This is a genomic window from Vibrio sp. R11-SG3-ISO9 (genome assembly GCF_059834255.1).
The window spans coordinates 283124-302830 of sequence record NZ_JCBDGU010000043.1 but is presented as its reverse complement, the minus strand read 5'-3'; the positions used below and the strand labels follow the sequence as shown (position 1 = coordinate 302830).

The window sequence follows — 19707 nt, the reverse complement described above, 5'->3', positions numbered from 1 at the left end:
CTTGGAAATAAAATAAACGAGCAAATTGGTGCGTTTGTAGAGAAAACCACCGGAAGTGCTCGTTTTTGCCATTTTATCTGTTTTCCGCACTGTCACCAAATCCATTTTAACCTTCATCAAATCATCACGTTAATGAACGGAATATGAATGCCAAACTAAGGATTGGTTAAGGCGTACCTAGTTAATCTTATTGCAACTTAAACAGCAGAACGTAATAGGTGGATTTATGGAACCGATCAGCATTGTGGTTATCACGTTAAACGAAGAGAAGCGCATTGGGCGTCTAATGGAAGAACTGAGTGTTCAGACACACCAAGAGTTTGAAGTTATCGTTGTTGATTCAAATAGTGACGATAAAACCCGAGACGTAGCACAAGCGTATGAGAGTGCGTTGCCTTCGCTCACTGTACATCATATGCAAGAGCGAGGCGTGAGTTTAGGTCGTAATACCGGCGCTTCGCTAGCGAAATACAATCGTATTCTTTTCTTAGATGCCGATGTAGCGCTGCCAAGAAACTTCTTAGCTAAAGCTCTATATGAGTTAGATGAGCGTAAGCTTGAAGTGGCTGGCGTCTATATGAGCTCTAAAGGTTTACCTTTGGTGCATAAGTTCGGATACGGCTTATTTAACGTCGGGTTGTTTGCAACTCAGTTCTTCTTCCCGACTGCAGTAGGTGCTTGCATTTTCTCTACCAAACGCGCACATCAAGAAATCGGTGGTTTCGATGAAGAAATTGTACTGTGCGAAGATTGTGATTACGTGAAAAGAGCCAGCAAAACATGGCGTTTCCGTTTCCTCAATATGACATTTGGTTTTGACCCAAGACGTTTAGACCAAGATGGCGTTGTTGAAACAGGCATGACTTACCTTAAGGCGAACGTGCGTCGATTCTTCAAAGGCGAAATGCGTAACAACGAAGTGAACTACCAGTTCGGCCACTACAGAGAGCAATAATTAGAAAGGTATCGCTATGTTTGAGGGACTAGGACTGTTTTTAGGCGCATTAGGTGATGCGCTGATCGGCCCCAACCTTTTTGTACCGGGGGAGCCATTTTTCATTGCTGCAGGGTATCAAGCTTATTCTGGCGTATGGTCGGCCTTGGTATGGGTAATGTTAGGCGGCTTTATCGGTGATCAACTTAGCTACTTCATTGGCTCGAAATGGGGTTTTCAGGCACAGAGAAAGTTGATGGCTTATCGACCTAAAACAAGGCGACTGATAGCACGCTGTCGATACCTTATTGCCAGAAAGGGAACCTACATAATTCTGTTTGCACGCTTGCTTGGCCCCATTGCTTGGGTTGTGCCGGTTATCGCTGGATCGCACAGGGTCTCTTGGCATAAGTTTTCAATGCTGGCGACCATTGGTCTGATACTGGGTGGTGGTCAGTTTATCTTTTGGGGAGCGCTACTGGCTCATGGCCTAGAGCATTTCCCGATGTTACAAGGGGTTCAAACCTTTATCGCAGAGCACCAGAGCTTATTGATTGGCCTGTTTGTCGTCGGTGTGTTTGCCATTATTGCTCGCCGCCTTAAGTGGCGAAAAGTGATGCTTAAATCGAGTGCACTGCTGGTGGCTTGGGTGCTTTACGCAAATTATGCCCATTTCTTCTGGAAGGCTGATGACTTTAATACGCAACCTTCGGAGTTAGCGGCGCAGTCAATACATTTAGATGCAGTTACATACAAGGCGTTTCCGGGGAAGTCTTCTTTCTATGACGCACAAGCAATCAACGTTGTGTATATAGGTGAGAGTCCGCGAGAACTGATGAGAGAGCTTGGTTGGATCGAGAATCAAACCTTCTCTCGCAATGAGATTGAATGGGCGGGTTATCTAACACTGCTAAAAGAAAATACGCCGCCCGTTTCCGACTTATATTGGCGAGGTGAGCCACAAGATATGGCATTTCAGTTACCTGGTAATCTGATGAAACGGAGCCATATTCGATGGTGGCGAGCGGGATTGGATCCAGTGACCCAACAGACCAAGTGGCTAGGTGCGATCAGTTATGACAACGGCTTAAAGCTAACGCCATACTCAGGCATTGTGACGATTTTGCATAACATTGATCCGAACGTTGATGCAGAGCGTGATAGCTTAGAGCTGCAGGTGAAACAAAACCTTCCTCAGATATCGATAGAACAACAGCCCTTAGCGAGAGCCGAGGTTCTAAACGATGACCATGATTACTTTACCGACGGCAATATCTTGGTGATAGGAGGGTAACGGCTGATTAGCTCGCATCGCTTAAATATTCGATTTGAGCGAGCCATTGTTGTGCTGAGCGGTCAAGCTTGCCGCCAACCAGAGTTGTCAATATAGCCTTTGCTTGGTCGTACTGACTTAACTCGAAATGCGCGATCGCTTTTATTAACTGCCATCTTGGGTTATCGGGCTGCTGTTTGATTTGTTGATCTAGAAGCGTGATGACTTTGTCCCACTCTTGTTCGTTGTAGCTGAGTTGAATTTTGGTCGTGAGTTGAGTGTCGCTCGGTAACAAATTCAGCAGCTGCAGAGCTTGTTCTCGCTGACGAGATTTGAGTAGAGCATGTAGCTTCAGTTTGTTGAATTTATCTTGGTACTGAGTTGATGGGCGATGTTCATCCAAAGTTTGATAGGCACTTGCAGGTGCTCCTTTGGTTAACTGAAGCTGCGCCAAGAGTATTCTTTGTGGCTCAGTCAGTTGGTTTAGTTCTCTCACTACTGAAAGCGCAGCAATAGCGCGAGCTGGCTGCTTAAAATAAAGGCTAGATTGAGCCAAGCGCGCCCAAAACTTCACTTCATTTGGGTAGAGGTGAGTAACTTTAAGCAGTGTCTCTTGCTCTTTTTCATGCGCGCTCAAACGTTGGTAGCTTGCTAATAAGAGCTGGTAGCGCTGCTTTGTTGCATTGAGTTCAATCGCTGTTTTTATCGCCTCTACACTCGCTGACCATTTTTCGATTTGATAAGCGCTGTGCGCAGCCAGGGTATAAACCTCAGCTTGCAATGTTTTAGGTAGCTTTGATTGCTCAGTACTTGATACTGATGCTCGGTTTAAGTTCCATTCATTAAAACGCGATAGGGCGTCTAAATGGCGGCCATTCTGATAGTTTAACTGTACTGCAAGGCGCAATAGCTGTTCTTGGTTAGCGCTGTTTTCGGTTAACTCTAACAGTTCATTGGTCCTGTTTAGTGCGCATTTGAGTATTTCAAGCTTTAAGCAAGCTTGTAAATAAAGGCTTTTAGTGAGCTCTAACGTCTCTTTATTGTCACCTAGATGATTGTGATGAAAACGTTCAAACGCTTGGATATCAATATTATCACGTTCTAGAAATTGGCTTAATTTTTGGTAGCGCTCAAAGGTTTGAATGTCGACCTGAGCGCAAGTACCTGCGCTCACTAGCATAGCCATAAGTAGCGAAACTATTCTCATCCTTTAATCTTCCAAGTTGTAACTTATAGTGACTTGTTGCCATTGCTCACCTGATTGTGGTGGTACAAACTTCCAGCGCATGACGGAACGTAGTGATGAACGCAAGAACACCCCGGGAGGCGACTCTTCTACAACCTTATGTTGCATAGCTTCACCTTGCTGGTTTATCAACAATGAAAAAGTTATATGTCCTTCAATGCCATTACGTTTCGCTTTGGCCGGGTATTTTGGCGGAATTTGGTAAGTTGGTTTTGCCATTACCACTTGAGAACGGAAATTGCTCCCTTGTTGTAAACCTTCGCCCGAAAATGAAAAATCAAAGTTGAGATGAACGTTTAACTCCTCACTCGGCTTAAACGTCACCTTTGGGAGAGTTACTAGGCTTTCCATGTTGGGTATCTCAAAGTTAACTAGGGCCGGGCGACTTGGCGCAGAGTTGGGGGCGCTAGTTGCAACAATAGGCTTCATTGTTTCCGGCTCTTGTGGCTTTTTCTGAGAGGTGATGGTTTGGACATATGTCGGGTAGGCGGAACTATCTCGCGTCAACGTTGGCGTTGAAACAAGCAAATACAGCACCAAAACCAAGATTAGATTAACGCCCACAGCCACCCCAAAAATACCGAATTGCTTGGTTTTACTGGTCTTGGGTAGCGATAGCAACATTGGCAAGCCCTGATAAACGCAGTGTGTCGATAACAGAAATAAGAGTGCCGGTGTCTAAAGAGCGGTCGGCATTAACGATGGCGTTAGTGGTCTGTTTTTCGGTGATGTGAGCCTTAATTTGGAATTGAAGTTGGCTGAGATTTACGGTCTGCCCGTTAAACCAGATGTTTTTGTCACGATCGACGCTCACAGTCAGAGTTTCCGATTGTGGTGTGAGAGTCGAGCTTGATGCACTAGGCCTATCAACGTTTAAGGTCGACTCTTTTTGAAAGTTGGCCGACAAGATGAAAAAGATCAGAAGGATAAACACCACGTCAATCAATGGGGTTAGGTCAACTTGAGGGGAATCTTCTCTGTCAGTGAACGTTTTAATTTTCATCGGTTTTCCATTGTTTGATGCAGAACTCTACTAGCTTTTGTTGTTGTCGCTTTAGGTTGTAGGCTAGGTACATGCCGGATATGGCCGCGAGCAGGCCGGCCAGAGTAGTCAACATGGCTTGGCTGATACCATTAGAAACCGCGTTCAACACATCGTCATTGTTCAACTGTGCAAAACACTCCATCATGCCATCGACTGTACCTAGCAAACCGAGCATGGGAAGAATGCGAACACAGAGCCTAATTTCGTTTAACCCTAGATTAAGGTGCTGATTAATTTGGCTAATCCAACCTTGTTGAATGTGCTTTAGCTCACTACTGGTAATACTTGAGTATCGCGCACTCACGTGGTGAATTTGCGAGGTAAGATTCAACTGCTTCAGACTGTGAAAACGGAAATAGCATTGGATGATTAACCCCCACATGACCAAAGACACCAAACTAATGGCCCACATAATGGGGTGGTCCATAGGTAAGCGTGCGCTTAATATTTGCTCTAGCATTACGCTTGTTTACCGTGTCTGATGTCCACGACTAAACTGGTGACCTGATGCTCCAAAATCTCCGATAATTGCTGTGCTTGTGTTTTAACCAGACAGTGCAATATCAATAGGGGAATTGCGACTAGTAGCCCCAACTTTGTGGTCAGTAACGCTTCTGCAATGCCACCTGAAAGTAGCTCACCATCAGTAGCACCTTGCGCGGTAATGACACTAAATGTTTCGATCATTCCACCAACGGTGCCTAAAAGTCCCATTAATGGCGCTATTGCTGCTAAAACTGCTAATGTACCTATACCTTTGTTTAGCCATGGCATCTCTCGGCTAATGTTGGCGTCTACAACATCTTCCATCTGTTGGTCTGTTGTACATCCCTTAAGTTGAAGGAGCACGCGACCTAACATGTTTTTTTCGGATAATTTACTGAGCTCTAAGGCTTGCTGCTTCACTGCTTTTTTCTCTCTGGTTACGCTGAATAAGCGTGCTAAACCGATAGAAAAGCCGATGACAGCAAGAACACCGATGAGCAGCCCAATAATGCCGGCAGGTAAGTAAGCCTCATACCATTTAGGTTGCTTAGCGTTGGCCAAGAAGCCAAAACCAAAGGCAGGATCGATGAACCATTGCTCGTTGCTGTGAACTAATTGAGGTTGTGGAGTGAGCTGAATCCACTGTTGGCGTGCACCATCAAAACTAAGCCAGCCATAGCCTTCAGCAAACTGGCTAAATGCACCAACTTGTTGAATTGAAGCTTGCTTGACCTCTCCATTAGGCAGCAATATCTCACCCACATGTTCGTTTGGCGCACTCGATGTAGAGATTTGTTGCACCATTGCCAACCAAAGCTGATGGATGGTTGCGATACTGAAGTCATTTTCATCGACAGGTTGCGGTTCTTTCACGTTTGCCCAAGTCGCTAAAGGGCGATTGTTCGAGAGGAAATTTCTCTGTTGAGCAGAAGTGAGATCAATGACCTCAACGATGTCAGCTTTAGCGGCTTTGACCTGTTTCTGTTTATCCTGCAGCTTTTGCTGTAGCTGAAGAATCTGTTCCTCTAACTGAGCATTGCGAGTGTTGAGCGCTTGTAGCTTGGTTTGCTGCGCGGTGACTCGCGCGTTTGCTTCAATGAGTTGTTCTTGTTTGCGAACTTTAAGCTCTTGGTAGCGCTGAATATCGGCTTGGCTCGCTTTCTCAACACGTTCAAAGATGGATTGCAGTGAATCGCTAGTTGTTGATCGCTCTGACTTCTCACTTGCCGAAACAGGTGAACGAACTGGTTCTTCTGCAGCGTGAGATTGGTTAGCGCCCAACATTGTGGCTAGGCTGACTATCAACATCGCACTGTTACGGGATTTCCAAAGGCTCTTTTTCATCATGTAAGTGCTGTTATTAGCTGTTAGGTTCTTCATGATTATTGCGCCTTTGGAAGAGTGAGGAGTGGGTATGTATTACCACTGTTCAGTGCTGTAATAGCTTGGTTGACCTGCTTGGTTTGTTCGCTTGAGAGCGTTGCCCATACCTGTTGTTTCGGACGCCACACACCAGCCAGTGATGAATCAAGTGATAGATAGTAGTAACCCAAACGTCCAACCCTTAAATATTGAACTTCTTGATCAGCTGTTAGCCTGCCAAACCATGTTTTTACTTCGGTGCCGAATTGGATTTCTGTTTGATAGGCAATCAAGATTCGTTCAAGTTTTTCAGCATCGCTCAGTTGAGGATCGAGCAAGTTGTCGTTTAGTTGGTTGATTCGTTTTAGTCGCGTTTGTCGATCGAATGGGAGATCGGCCAACACTAGTTCTGTCAGTGTTTCGGTCATTTGCTCTAGTAGTGGGTATAAGCTGACCTTAGTTTGGCGGATGTTATCCATCTCAACGTCTAGCCCATCAATAACATTCTGTAGTTGAATCAGTTGATTAGTGAGCTGCGCTTGATAGCGGCTTTGCAACCTTATTTCATGATCTAGGGATCTTGCCGTTTCACGTTGTAACTGAGCTTGGTCGTCGATCGACTCAATACGATCTTGGATTGCAGATGTTGATTCGATATGCCCGACTTGTTCTTGTATTTTTTGATCAGTGATTGATTCTGCAAATGCATTATTTTGCAGACAGAATGAGCATATCGCTACGAGTGTAAAACGGAGTTGAATCATCAGTATGAGCGCTTGTGTTGGTTGGAAATATTCGGTGAAGCAATCACAAAAGATCGGGAATGATAATTGTTTTTATTTATATGTGAAGCATTATTTTTCGTGTTACATTGTGATTTTTAGTTTAAACAATTGATTTTATTTTATTTAAATTTATTTCAAGATGCTGGTTATTCCTTGTCTGTCTTGTTTTTGTATGAATTGTCATTGATTTGTATTTTATCGATTGCCTTAGCAAAACTGCATTTCTTATAATAATTATTTTGTTAACAGTTTGTGTGAGTAAATGTGGTGGGCGACATTTTATTCCAAATGATATTTATTTTCATTAAGCCTTGTGGTTAAAGGGTTCTATAAGATTTGGGTATAATTTATAACAGTAATGAATGTTGCATTTTCATTAACTAAAATCAGGTATTGGTAGATTATTCTGAAGTTATTGGTAATGGGTTAGGGATTTACTTGTTGAATGTCTTATTGTTAGCATTAATGATAATTATTATCACCTAGACCTTTTTAACATGCACCCTTTTAACAAAACTCTTCTTGCAGCGACCATTGCGTCGCTCTGTTCTGTGTCTAGCGTTTACGCAGAAACAGAAAAACCATCTGAGGCTGAAGCTGAACTTAGTGTTAATGTTACTGACACGAGAGACGATGAGCTTTCAACAAAACAAACTCTGGATGCGGATGACATCAAAGATACCCCTTCTTCAAACGGTAACTTAACCGATTATCTAAAAGACAACCCAAATGTACGATTTGCTGGTGGTGATTTAGATGGCCTACAAGGCGGCGAGATTAAGCCGAGCTCAATCTCAATTAATGGTGCAGATCCTGAGCAAACGGCATATTTAATTAACGGAATTAATATCAACAACGACATCGATCCAACTGGTGGGCTTTTTGATGGTTCGATGGCGGTTAATCCGAATAAGAGTTCTGAGCAAGCGTATTACTTTGACGCTAATCTTTTGAGTGGTATCACAGCCTATACTAGTGATATTCCTGCACAGTTTGGTGGCTTTACTGGTGGTGCAGTTAACGCTGAAACTCGCCACTACAGTGGCGAAAACCGCGTTAAGTTGCGTTATCGAGGTACTCGTTCTGATTGGGCTTCGGTTCATATTGATGACAATGTTAAAGCCGCATCGGATGCTAAGGAGCCAACTGGTTCAGAAGCAACGTATCAACCAGAATATAAAAAAGATTCCTTTAGTGTTGTGGCAGAGCAAGCTATTACTGACAACGTGGGTATGGTACTTGGTTTTAGCCGAAGAGACTCAGACATCAAGCAGACTCGTTTGCTAAACCCGACAGGTAAACGAGATGTCGAAGACCACACTCGTCGTTCAGACAATTTCCTCGCAAACTTCAACTGGGCTCCTGATACTAATCGATCTCTAGAGTTTGGTCTGCGTTTGTCTGATTACAGTGAAGGTAAGTACTTTGCTACGAATACAGAGGGTGATGTTACAGATACGCATCTCGCTTACGGCTCTACGATTAAGTGGACTCAAAGATTAGGTTCGGGCTCATTTTCTGCAACAGCGGCGTACGACAAGTTTAAAGATGAACGCGATTCTTCTTCGAATCAAGCTAACGTCTATATCGAGTTTGATCCGTCATTTGAATATTACGAAGGCGGATATGGCGATAGCGACATGACGCAGCAAAATATCAACCTGATGTTAGCGTATGATTTTGACCGAGTGAATCTTGGTTCAACGTCTCATGTGGTCTCTATGGGGGCGGATTATCGCAAAACAGATTATAAATTTAATCGTGACAGCGATGTGACAATCAACACGACGATGACTTGGGGCGGAGTTGAGTTCGCAAAGACTGTAGATACTTTAAACGCAGGAAGTGTAGATACAGACCACCAAGATTACGCAGCATACATCGAAGACCAAATTAAGATTGGCAATCTAAAACTACGACCTGGTGTTCGTGTTGATCGCGATGACTTCTTAGATAATACAAACGTGGCGTATCGATTCGCTTCGTCACTGCAAGTTGCTCGCGATACGAATCTACGCTTTGGTATGAACCGCTACTATGGTCGCTCGTCCGGAACCATGAAGCTAGCAGGTGAAATATTAGAACTGAATAACGATACCACTCGTGATTTCGCATCAATCGAAAACTTGAAAACGCCATATTCTGATGAGATCTCACTAGGTGTTGCACAGAATGTGTCGAACTTTGTTCTTTCTGCTGGTTATGTCGGTCGTAAATACGAAGACAGAATTAAAGCTAAAGACATAGGGGGCGTGGTGACTTATAGAAATACAGAAAGTTACAACGTCGATGTGTACACCATTCAAGCATCCAACATTAAGCCATGGGTGTTAGGTCCAACATATTGGACAACGACCCTTGCCGCAGACTGGACAACAACAGATGCGTCTAACCTCGGCACTGGTTACAACGCGAATGAGTTAATTTACCTTGATGGAAAACTGATGACTCGCGCAGAGGCGCAGGAAGAAGTAAACAGCAACGGTGAAGAGTGGATAGTACGTTTAGGGCTAGATATGGCAATACCTAACTACAACATCTCGTGGTCAAATAAGGTCTACATAAAAGCACCAGTAAAAGACGCTGAGTATTCAACAGATGCAGCTGATGGCAAAGAGATGTACTACACCTATGACCATGGTACGCATACGCAGTGGGATACACGAGTTCGCTACCAACCGAGCTTCTACGGAACTCATTCTGCTTACGTACAAGTTGATGTTCTTAACGTGCTAGATGATGTACGCCAAAAGGGCATTTTCAGCTCAGCTAGTAATGCAACCTTCTCACCAGGCCGTGAATTCTGGCTTGAGCTAGGTTACGAATTCTAATAATCACATTTCTTTTATTTTGGTAAAGGGTAACCAGTTGCTTTGGCTGCTGGTTGCCTTGTCGTTTTTGGTGAACTATGTCTAACCCATCTCCGTTGTCTCTCAAAGACAAACCTTTCCTCTCGCAAGTATGGTCGCTAGCACATCCATACTGGCGTAGCGACGAGAAGCGTATTGCTTGGTTGTTGTTAGGGCTTGTAGTCGGATTGAATTATCTGATCGTTGAAGTCGCAGTGCTTTACAGCAACTGGAACCGCGACTTTTTCAATTTAATGCAGAATGAAGAGTGGAATAACTTCTGGAATATGCTCGGTCAGTTCGTATTGATCATGGTGGTTTACACCGTGGTTGATCTGGCGGAAGAGTACTTGAGAAGAACATTGAGAATCCGTTGGCGTCGTTGGCTTACCCATACTTTTCTGCAGAAGTGGTTGGGTGGTAAGCGCCTATATCGTCATCAATTGAGTTATCCAGATAGCGATAACCCAGACCAGCGTATCTCGCAAGATGTTAAAGATTTCTGTGACAAAACACTGTCGATGGGCTTAGGTCTACTGCGCACTATCACAAGCTTGTTCTCATTTGTTGTGATTCTATGGAACCTGTCTGGCAGTCTTACTTTTGAGTTTGCAGGCAGTGAATGGGTAATTCCGGGTTACATGGTATGGGTGGCCATCGTGTACTCAATCATCGGTACATGGCTGACGCACAAAATTGCAAAACGCTTAGTGCCATTGAACTTTGAACAGGAGAAAAGTGAAGCAGATTTTCGTTTCCACTTGATGCGAGTTCGTGAACATGCGGAATCTATTGCGCTACAACGCGGTGAATCAGCAGAGAACCATCGAACACAAAACCTATTCGGCAAGGTATGGGATAACTGGCAGCAACTCACTGGCATGAAGCTAAAATACGGTGCATTTACCAGTGGCTACAATGAAGTTGCTCGTATCTTCCCATACTTGGTGGCGTCTCCACGGCTAATGAGTGGTGCGTTGCAGCTTGGTGACATGATGCAAACTGCGACCGGTTTCTACCGTGTTCAAGAGGCCTTCAGTTGGTTCGTTGATTCCTATGAGTCACTTGCTGATTGGCGTGCGGTGACTGACCGTTTGATCACGTTCCACACACAACTAGAGGCATTGCCTACCGCGAATGCTATGCCACGTTCGAGTCAACCAGAATGGCGTGACCTCAATCTGTATTCACCACAACAGCAACCACTGCTATCTGAACAGAGTGGGGCGATCTCACAGAGTATCACCATCAAAGGTGTCTCGGGCGGCGGTAAGAGTACGTTCATTCGTTCGTTGGCGGGTTTGTGGCCATACCAAAATGGCGAAGTGAGCATGCCAGATGATAGTGAGTGTATGTTTATTCCTCAGAAGCCGTATCTGCCTAATGCAAGCTTACGCGAGATTTTACTGTATCCGAACGGCGAATCGACGTCTGATTTGGAGTTAGTGGATGCCTTAACTCTTGCTGGTATTCGTAAGTTCAGTGAGCAGCTCGATCTAAATAGCAACTGGCAACAGAGTGTGTCAGGCGGTGAATTGCAAAAAATCATGCTGGCTCGCAGCTTGGTTCAAAAACCACAATGGCTGTTCTTAGATGAAGCAATGTCTGCTCTTGATCCTGAGAGCTATCGTTCGATCAGAGAGATCATGGCGCAGCAACTCCCAGATACACATGTTGTTGAGGTTTCTCATCGCGAAACACACGAAGAAGAACAAAACCAGATCACCTTATGTACTCAAACACAGTCATTTAAATATTCATGAAGATTAACAAGATACTGATCTTGGCAAGTGCCGCACTTTTGGGTGCTTGTCAGGTAACAACTCCAACAAACAATGAAGATACGTCTTTAGATTTAGCGCAGACATTAAGCTTCGATAGCAGTGTCGAAGTCGGCAAGCTCGAGAATGGTCTTAGCTACTATATTGCTGAAAATACCCACCCAGAATCGCGAGTTTACGTTCGTTTGGTCGTTAATGCAGGTTCAATGAACGAAGACGACGACCAAAGAGGTGTTGCTCATATCGTTGAACATATGGCGTTTAATGGTACTGAGCACTATCCGGGAAACGACGTGATTAAGGTGCTCGAAGAGGCGGGTATGAAGTTTGGTGTGGATATCAATGCATTCACCGACTTTGAAAATACCGTGTATACCTTGAACCTACCGAGTAATGATCCTGAGACACTTGAGTTAGTTATGGACATTCTTTCCGATTGGGCGAGTAATGTGACTATGCTGAAGGGCGACCTTGATGCTGAGCGTGGTATCGTGCTTGAAGAATGGCGTGCTCGCTTAGGACCAATGTTGCGCTTGGGTGATAAGAAAAGTGCCATCGAAATGGCGGGCTCACGCTATGTCACTCGAGACCCTATTGGTGACCCGCAGACCATTCAAAATGTATCCAAGTATCGTGTCGCGGATTTCTACAACAGATGGTATCGCCCAGATAATATGTCTGTTGTGGTGGTCGGCGACGTTCAAACAGAGCAGGTTAAACAGCTGATCACCCAGAAAATGGGAGATGCAAATGCACCTGAATCTGAACTTGAGAAGATCGATTACAGCATTCCTCTCGTGGATGGTTGGCGCAGCGAAGTTGTTTCCGAAGAGGGTTATTCATCACCTTCGGTTGAAGTGAGCTTTTTCTCAACTTTTGAGCCTGACTTAAGCTTTGCACGTTATCAACAAGACCTTGCTCATCAAATTGCTACACGCTTACTTAACGTGCGCTTGCAGCGTTGGGAGCAAGATGAAGATAACGTGGTCAATGCCGCCAATTTTTACTCATCGAATGTCGGCAGAGAAACAACGCAGGCTGTGTTTTCTCTACAGTTAGTCGAGGGTGAGTACCAACAAGCAACACAAGGGCTGTTCCAGTTTGTTGCTCAGTTGGCGCAACAAGGTTTTTCTGAGGCCGAAGTTAATGGAGAGATTAGCCGTTTGCAAGGTGTCATCGAAAGAGGTCAAGATAAGAAAAACTACAGCATTGATCTTGCGGGAGATTTGATGGTTGCTGCGGCAAGTGGTCAGATTCTGGTAAGTAACGATCAAGCTTATGAGCTGAATAAGTACTTTCTGGACCGTATTACATTGCAGCAGGTGAACGAGGCATTTCTCGATATCATTGGGCCTAAATCTCGCTTGGTTCTGCTCACTCAACCTACCGACAAGCGTAAGCCAAAACTTGCATCTGAATGGGTGGAGAGTGAATGGCAAATGAGCATGCGCACTAAGCAGCAGCCTTGGGTCGTCGATGACAGCAACGCTGTACTACCTATGGTTGATCCAAAACCGGGGACGATCAAGCAAGAGAAAAAATGGGCGGAGCATCGAATTACGGAATACCGATTGAGCAATGGTAGCAAACTGGTTTACCGCCATAGCGATAGCAACCCGGGTCAAGTGCACTTTAAAGCGCTCACTGAAGGCGGGCTTCGCTCTATTCCGCAGAGTGATTATCAAGCATTGAGAACCGCTGTAAGCCTCGTCGATGATACCGGTGTTGGTGAGGTGTCTCAGGCTGATATCCAGACCATCTTTCGAGGCAACCCAGTAGTGATGTCGACATTGGTTGGCGATTATCAACAGGGTTTTTCAGGTTGGGCAAAAACTGACAGCTTTGAAAAAATGCTCAAGCTGTTTCATTTGAAACTGGCGTCGAGTCCGGTATCAGAGAAATCCTTGAAAGAGTATCAAGTTGAGATGGAGCAGCGCTTAAATGGCAGCCAGTTCGATGGTGCAGATCGCTTTGTGCGCAAAGTCTCTGAGCTACGCTTCCCAGGTATTCCAACCGTGTATAGCGATAATGGCGAACAAGCTCCAAGCTACACCACGGAGAAGCTAAGCGACGTTTATCAAACGTACATCGCGGGAAAAACCGACTACACCTATTTTGTTGTCGGGGATATCTCTGCAAATGAGCTTGAGCAACTCGCTGCCCGCTACTTGTCGTCAATCGAAGTGAAAGAGCCAAAACGCACTTTCTACGATGTGAAAGCTTCTTCTCCAATGATTCGTTACAGCACAGCCGATTCGAAAGAGCCGAGAGCAGAGGTCGAGATCTATTTAACTCAAGACTCTCAATGGCGACCAGATAACGCATATTACTTGGAGTTAAGCGGTGAGTTAGTTCAAGAGCAACTGCGACTTAAGCTTCGTGAACAAGCATCAGGCGTTTATGGCGTCGCGAGCTGGTTCTGGCAAGACGTACACAGCCCACAAGCCGAAGGCCGAATTCTGTTTACCTGTGCGCCAGAGCGTGTTGACGAGCTGATTTCTCTGACGCACTCAGTGTTGAGCTCCGTGGCAAAACAAGGAGCGGATGAACAGGTACTGGAGAACAAGTTGGTGCAACGCGATGACCAAATTGATCGCTACTTGCGGTCTGATTTGGGGATGCTGAACGCAATGGAACAGTCTTATTTACTAACGGATAGCCCGCGTTTGATTCAGTCCCAGCGTCGTGCAAATAGCGAAGGTAATAAAGCGAAAGTGGATGCAATTATGCGCCAGTTCTTGAGCGAAGCGGAGCGTTTTGAAGCTGTGTTACTTCCAGAAGTATCGGCGAAAACCAAGTAATTTAGTCATTGTTTAGCCGCGTACTGAGTAGTGTTTTGTCTTAATGAATGACAGGCTAAGGCGAACGAAAAGGCGTGGCTTAATTATTGGGAAAAGAGATGAAAAAACACTTAATTGCAGGCTTACTATTACTGTTTGCTTTTAATGCGAGTGCTGGTTTGGAACTTACAGACACTTATCAAGACTGGGAGCATTACGAGTCGAAAAGTTTCGATACTGGTGAAGCGGTTATCCTTGGCGTGTCGAGTGTGAAAAGTGATGGTAATGTCGATACGGTTGCCCTGCGATGCACCACTGAAGGCGTCAATTTACTGTTCTTTAATGGCTTGTTGAGAGAGGAATTGGGTTATCCAGCGAAAACTGTGCTGGATGATGGAACTCGCTTTACCATGGATGTTTGGATTAAAGGCAAGACTCACTGGGCAACTGTTCCTGTGAATCAACTTGAATCGTTCTACAGCGCTAAGTCATTGCAGGTCGAGCTTCAAGGTGATGGCTCAAAAGTAGAATTTGCAACGGTATCTCTGAAAGGTTTTAAAACCATGTATCAGACGTTACTGCCGAGCTGTAAGTAGGTTTGATTCCCTAGATAATAGAGATAAGCATACCAATACGTTTGGTATGCTTATTAACTTTTCTCAGCATCTAGCTCTAAGTTTCTAGTTTTGAGAAAGCTGCAGGATAAGTGTTGCTTTTAAACCGCCCATCGAGCTTTTTTCTAGATTGAGTTGCCCGCGATAGCTATGTGCCATCTCGTTTACGATATTGAGTCCTAAACCTGTACCCGGCGTTGTTTCGTCAAGGCGCACGCCACGTTTAACCGCTTGGCTCATTTTCTCTTCCGGGATACCCGGTCCATCATCCTCAATAATGAGCTCAATGCGGCCTTCGCTGAGCTCATTGGAGTGAACTCGAATAATACTTGTTGCCCATTTATAACTATTTTCCAGTAGGTTACCAACCATCTCATCAAGATCGGTTTTCTCTACAGCGACCTCAATCTCTGAATCGAGCTCATTGATCATGGTGACTTCATTGGCCGCATAGACTTTATCAAAGGCCATCGAGATAGCTTCTACGCGCTCACAAGGCGATGACTTCACCGATAAGATGTTCATCGCGCCTGCCATACGAGCACGGCCTAGGTGATAATCAATCTGGCTCTGGATTTGGTCAATCGGCTGCTGCAGTAGGTGTTGGTTCTCTTTAGGTAGTGAGTTCACTTCATTTTTGAGTACTGACAGTGGCGTTTTTAAGGCGTGAGATAGGTTACCAGCATGGTGTCGAGCGCGCTCCAACAACTCTTGATAGTGAAAAAGTAGGGCGTTCAAGTCAGAGACTAGTGGGGAAACCTCTTTTGGATAGCTATCGCTGAGACCTTGCTGCTCCCCTTTACGTAGCATCGCCAGTTCGCGCTGCATTTTGTTAAGAGGAAGGAGCGACCAACTAACTTGAATACCAATCAAAAGCAGAACGCCAACAAACAACAAGCCCAAGATAATCCACACTTGGCCAGTAAGGTCATGGAGGGTAGATTCAAGTGGGTCTTCATCAACACCTATGGTTATAGTGACAGGGTCACTTAGTTCTGGTAGGTAGATGAGTTGCTCGATATAAATCAGTTGTTCTTTGTCCGGGCCTTTAATCGAGGTATGGATAGGAGAGCGCTTGATATCCATATCTTTATCCCACAGTGAGCGTGAACGAATCACTTGTCCTTGGCTTTCTGCTCGCCAATAAACGCCACTGTAAGGTTGATTAAACCTCGGGTCCGACAATCGTTCTAGCATCATCAGCATGCCCGCATCGCTGGTTTCGATGTTGGCCGTGAGCTCGTCCATAGTTAGGCTGAGCTGCTGTTTTAGATCATCAACCAAATAGTCGTTAACCAGTTTTGGAATACCAATACCAGCGGCAAGAATCATGGCGCCTAACCAAAAAGCCGCAGCGAGGAGCAAGCGGCTTTTTAGACTGATCTTTTTGAGGGATTTTTTATTTAGATTCATCGCTATTTTGGCTCACTTTTATCTAAGGTCAAAGTGAGCCACTCACAAGGAAGAGATTAGTCGGCGTTGAGCTGATAGCCTAAACCGCGCACGGTTTTAATGATCTTTGGTGCGATCTTTTTGCGAATGCGGCCAATGAATACTTCTACAGTATTTGAATCGCGGTCGAAGTCTTGCTTGTAAATGTGCTCTACCAACTCAGTACGCGAGATAACCTTGTCCTTGTTATGCATGAAGTAGGCAACCACTTTGTACTCAAGCGCTGTTAAGCTTACCGCTTGGCCTTGCCAAAGCACTTTCGAACTACGAGTATCCAGGCTTAAGTCACCGATTTGTTGGATTGGCGATGCAGAACCAGAGGCTCGGCGAAGTTGGGCACGAATACGAGCGATCAATTCAACCATCTCAAAGGGTTTAGTGAGGTAGTCGTCGGCACCTGCATTCAAGCCTTCTACACGCTGAGTTAAGGTGTCGCGCGCACTAAGAATGATCACTGGCGTGTTGATATTCTCATCTCGAATACCTTTCAATACCGTCAACCCGTCAAGCTTTGGCAAGCCAAGGTCTAGAACAATCGCATCCCACTCTTCTGAAGTTGCGCGATAAAGTGCATCGATACCGTCTTGTGACAGTTCAGGAACCCAGTCGGCTCCTTCGAGAGTTTCAATAATCTGTTCGCCTAAACGCGGTTCATCTTCAACGACGAGAATTTTCATGATTGGCTCTTTTTGCTTATTGTTATTCGATATTAGGTGTTGCAATTCGTTACTCGCAGCGGGAAATATGGTTCTTATGGCTATTTATTCGCTGTCAGTTTTGATCGCATCTTTAAAGTTTCGACCTTTGATCATCAACATCTCTAACGTCTCAGCGTTGTATTCGACCTTGATGATGTTGTTCTTGTAGTTGATCTTTAGCTCGTAGACCCAGATGTCATCGTCTTCTTCAAGTTCAACCTTGATGATGCGACCGTGCAGGTCATTTTCCACTGCAGCGTACATCTCAGAAAACGGGCGAATGTAGCCTTCTCTAACCGCTTCATAAACTTCATCTTGGTCTTCTTCGAACTCGATGCGAGTACCTTCCTTGTGAACATCTTGAACGAGGTCGTGCCCGTTAGGGTGTGAGTCCGCCCATGCAGAGCCGGAAACCACTAAGCCAAAGCTCAAAGACATCAAAGAAATCATTGCTTTACTAAACATAGCGAATCCTAGGTAATGTTGATAGTAGGTAGTATAAAAAAGTGAAGATGAACAGAAAGTGAATCGCACCCACAATGAGACTTTAGCAGCCTTTGTTGTGGGTTTAGTGACACAAGAGCGGTGAACTAGGGTTAACGCTCCTGAAGCTCATCATCAAATATCTTGTCACGCATTTTCCAGAAACGACCTACCTTACGTGCAATAACGAACTGTGGTGGCCTGAATCTATGTTGGTGAGCGACCACTTTGGTTGGGGATGCTTCCTCGAAAGGGCGGTGTCTATCGGCCAAATGAGGGCGAACAAATTGGTCTTTAAAAGTCTGCTTTTGCTTCTTGGTAGTTAACGACCAAAACTCATGAACTTGAGCTTGGTTTTCACCTCGATACGTCACTTTGAGCTGAGATTTACCTTTATCGTCTTTAAACACGTTTAGGTCCATCTCTAGGCACTCAAATACAAGTGCATCTTTAAGGTTCAGTGCATCTTTTAGTTTTTTGTCCGGGTCAACTAGGGTCGCATCGCACTCGTGGCAAATTCGCGCGGCGATGTCGTTGTCAGCGCCACATTCACCACAATACTTGGCTCGGAATCGGTAGCCACAATGCTCACGCTCGCCAGTATCTTCATCGGTGAAATAACCTTGGCATTTACGGCCGAAGTGTTCCAGCAAGAAACCATTACTATCGAGCTTGCCCCAGAAGTTGTTATTGAAACCGCAAGCCGGGCAAGGGATGGTGATGATTTCGCTGTCAGAGTCTGGCTTTGGGTCACCAACTTCAGGCTGATAGAGATCGTAACTGTTACCTGCGTAGTCTAATACTAGGCACTCTTCTTTGCCCGGAGACAGACGAAGACCACGACCGACGATTTGTTGATAAAGACTGATCGACTCAGTAGGACGCAGAATCGCAATCAGATCCACGTGTGGGGCATCGAAGCCAGTGGTCAGTACGGATACGTTTACTAGGTACTTGGTTTTGCGCTGCTTAAAGTCATTGATGATCTGATCACGCTCTAAGGTTGGGGTATCACCAATCACAATTGCCGCTTCACCTTCTGGTAGTAAGCTAAGGATCTCTTGAGCGTGGCGCACGGTGGCGGCAAACACCATAATGCCTTGTTTGTCTTTCGCTAGGTGAATGATTTGCTCAACGATTTGTGGCGTTGCGCGTTTTGATTGTTCGATCACCATATCTAGTTCGGCCTCTTTGTAGCGGCCTGTGTTGGCAGGCTTTAACTGTGAGAAGTCGTAACTTAGTACCGGTGCATCAATCATGCGGGCAGGGGTTAAGAAGCCTTCGTCGAGAAGGTAACGAATAGGCAACTCAAAGATACAGTCGCGGAAGAATCTTGGATCTTCAGAACGCACTTGACCGCGAGTGTGGTATTGGTAAATCCAACCCATCCCCAATCGATATGGTGTTGCAGTTAGGCCAAGTACTTTAATGCCTGGGTTATTTTCACGTAGGTGAGCAATCACTTTCTGATAGCTACTATTTTTCTCATCAGGTACTCGGTGACATTCATCGATAACCAAGAGTGAGAACTGATTGGAAAAGGCATCAAGGTTACGCACTACCGACTGTACAGAGGCAAACACCACTTGCTGGTCGGTCTCTTTTCGCCCCAAACCGGCCGAGAAAATCGAGCCTTTCAAGCCATAGCCTTCGTACTTCTCGTGGTTCTGTTCAACCAGTTCTTTCACGTGCGCCATTACAAGAACTCGCCCTTTTGCTAGGCGTGCTAATTCGGCAATGACCAAGCTTTTACCTGCGCCGGTTGGTAGCACCAGAACGGCGGGCGTTTGGTGTTTGCGAAAGTAATGGATAACAGATTTTACGGAGTCGGCTTGATATGGGCGGAGTGTATACATACTGCGTCTTGTAAAGTGGCAAAAATAGTGTGAAATCGCTCAACTAATTGAGCAAAGGTGACT

Annotated in this window: 16 protein-coding genes; 6 read left to right on the top strand and 10 right to left on the bottom strand. The window is 45.1% G+C overall.

All coding sequences use genetic code 11. The annotated features are described in order from the left end of the window. Positions 1–226 precede the first annotated feature (226 nt). Both AC6R05_RS14925 and AC6R05_RS14920 read left to right on the top strand, forming a co-directional pair. The gene (locus AC6R05_RS14925) at positions 227–955 is read left to right on the top strand and encodes a glycosyltransferase family 2 protein (protein ID WP_500647854.1); all 729 of its coding nucleotides are present in this window, start codon (positions 227–229) and stop codon (positions 953–955) included. A 16-nt stretch (positions 956–971) separates the two neighbouring features. Further along, the gene (locus AC6R05_RS14920) at positions 972–2228 is read left to right on the top strand and encodes an LssY C-terminal domain-containing protein (protein ID WP_500647853.1); all 1257 of its coding nucleotides are present in this window, start codon (positions 972–974) and stop codon (positions 2226–2228) included. A 7-nt stretch (positions 2229–2235) separates the two neighbouring features. Here the strand turns inward: AC6R05_RS14920 and AC6R05_RS14915 are convergent, their stop codons facing one another. From AC6R05_RS14915 to AC6R05_RS14890, 6 genes are read right to left on the bottom strand one after another with little or no spacing between them, the layout of a single operon-like run. Continuing rightward, a complete protein-coding gene (locus AC6R05_RS14915) occupies positions 2236–3414 on the bottom strand; it encodes a tetratricopeptide repeat protein (protein ID WP_500647852.1) in 1179 nt (392 codons plus the stop codon). A 3-nt stretch (positions 3415–3417) separates the two neighbouring features. Further along, on the bottom strand, positions 3418–4077 hold the full coding sequence (locus AC6R05_RS14910) for an energy transducer TonB (protein WP_500647851.1): 660 nt from the start codon (positions 4075–4077) through the stop codon (positions 3418–3420). Then, the gene (locus AC6R05_RS14905; protein WP_446576503.1) at positions 4049–4456 is read right to left on the bottom strand and encodes an ExbD/TolR family protein; all 408 of its coding nucleotides are present in this window, start codon (positions 4454–4456) and stop codon (positions 4049–4051) included. Before AC6R05_RS14905 ends, AC6R05_RS14910 begins: the two co-directional genes overlap by 29 nt. Next, a complete protein-coding gene (locus AC6R05_RS14900; protein WP_500647850.1) occupies positions 4446–4958 on the bottom strand; it encodes a MotA/TolQ/ExbB proton channel family protein in 513 nt (170 codons plus the stop codon). Before AC6R05_RS14900 ends, AC6R05_RS14905 begins: the two co-directional genes overlap by 11 nt. Beyond that, positions 4958–6364: a MotA/TolQ/ExbB proton channel family protein gene (locus tag AC6R05_RS14895; RefSeq protein WP_500647849.1), complete on the bottom strand. Its 1407-nt coding sequence runs from the start codon at positions 6362–6364 to the stop codon at positions 4958–4960. Before AC6R05_RS14895 ends, AC6R05_RS14900 begins: the two co-directional genes overlap by 1 nt. Before the next feature lie 2 nt (positions 6365–6366). Then, positions 6367–7110, bottom strand: a complete 744-nt coding sequence (locus AC6R05_RS14890; protein WP_500647848.1) for a DUF3450 domain-containing protein — start codon at positions 7108–7110, stop codon at positions 6367–6369. Between the two features lie 518 nt (positions 7111–7628). Here AC6R05_RS14890 and AC6R05_RS14885 point away from each other — a divergent pair. The 4 genes from AC6R05_RS14885 to AC6R05_RS14870 all read left to right on the top strand — a co-directional run bounded on the left by AC6R05_RS14885 (position 7629) and on the right by AC6R05_RS14870 (position 15137). After that, positions 7629–9962: a TonB-dependent receptor plug domain-containing protein gene (locus AC6R05_RS14885; RefSeq protein WP_500647847.1), complete on the top strand. Its 2334-nt coding sequence runs from the start codon at positions 7629–7631 to the stop codon at positions 9960–9962. A 77-nt stretch (positions 9963–10039) separates the two neighbouring features. After that, entirely contained in the window at positions 10040–11743 is a 1704-nt protein-coding gene (locus tag AC6R05_RS14880) for an ABC transporter ATP-binding protein/permease (protein ID WP_285467254.1), read from the top strand. Beyond that, complete coding sequence (locus AC6R05_RS14875) at positions 11740–14562, top strand: M16 family metallopeptidase (protein WP_500647846.1); 2823 nt, start codon at positions 11740–11742, stop codon at positions 14560–14562. Before AC6R05_RS14880 ends, AC6R05_RS14875 begins: the two co-directional genes overlap by 4 nt. A 98-nt stretch (positions 14563–14660) precedes the next feature. Further along, complete coding sequence (locus AC6R05_RS14870) at positions 14661–15137, top strand: hypothetical protein (RefSeq protein WP_500647845.1); 477 nt, start codon at positions 14661–14663, stop codon at positions 15135–15137. An 84-nt stretch (positions 15138–15221) separates the two neighbouring features. On the opposite strand, the gene AC6R05_RS14865 is transcribed toward AC6R05_RS14870, so the two are convergent. The 4 genes from AC6R05_RS14865 to radD form a co-directional block, all read right to left on the bottom strand. Next, on the bottom strand, positions 15222–16568 hold the full coding sequence (locus AC6R05_RS14865; RefSeq protein ID WP_500647844.1) for an ATP-binding protein: 1347 nt from the start codon (positions 16566–16568) through the stop codon (positions 15222–15224). A 56-nt stretch (positions 16569–16624) separates the two neighbouring features. After that, complete coding sequence (locus tag AC6R05_RS14860; RefSeq protein ID WP_032552202.1) at positions 16625–17284, bottom strand: response regulator transcription factor; 660 nt, start codon at positions 17282–17284, stop codon at positions 16625–16627. A gap of 84 nt (positions 17285–17368) precedes the next feature. Then, positions 17369–17770, bottom strand: coding sequence for a PepSY domain-containing protein (locus AC6R05_RS14855; RefSeq protein WP_150868855.1), 402 nt, complete (start codon positions 17768–17770; stop codon positions 17369–17371). Between the two features lie 131 nt (positions 17771–17901). Then, a complete protein-coding gene (gene radD / locus AC6R05_RS14850; protein ID WP_500647843.1) occupies positions 17902–19644 on the bottom strand; it encodes a DNA repair helicase RadD in 1743 nt (580 codons plus the stop codon). Positions 19645–19707 lie beyond the last annotated feature (63 nt).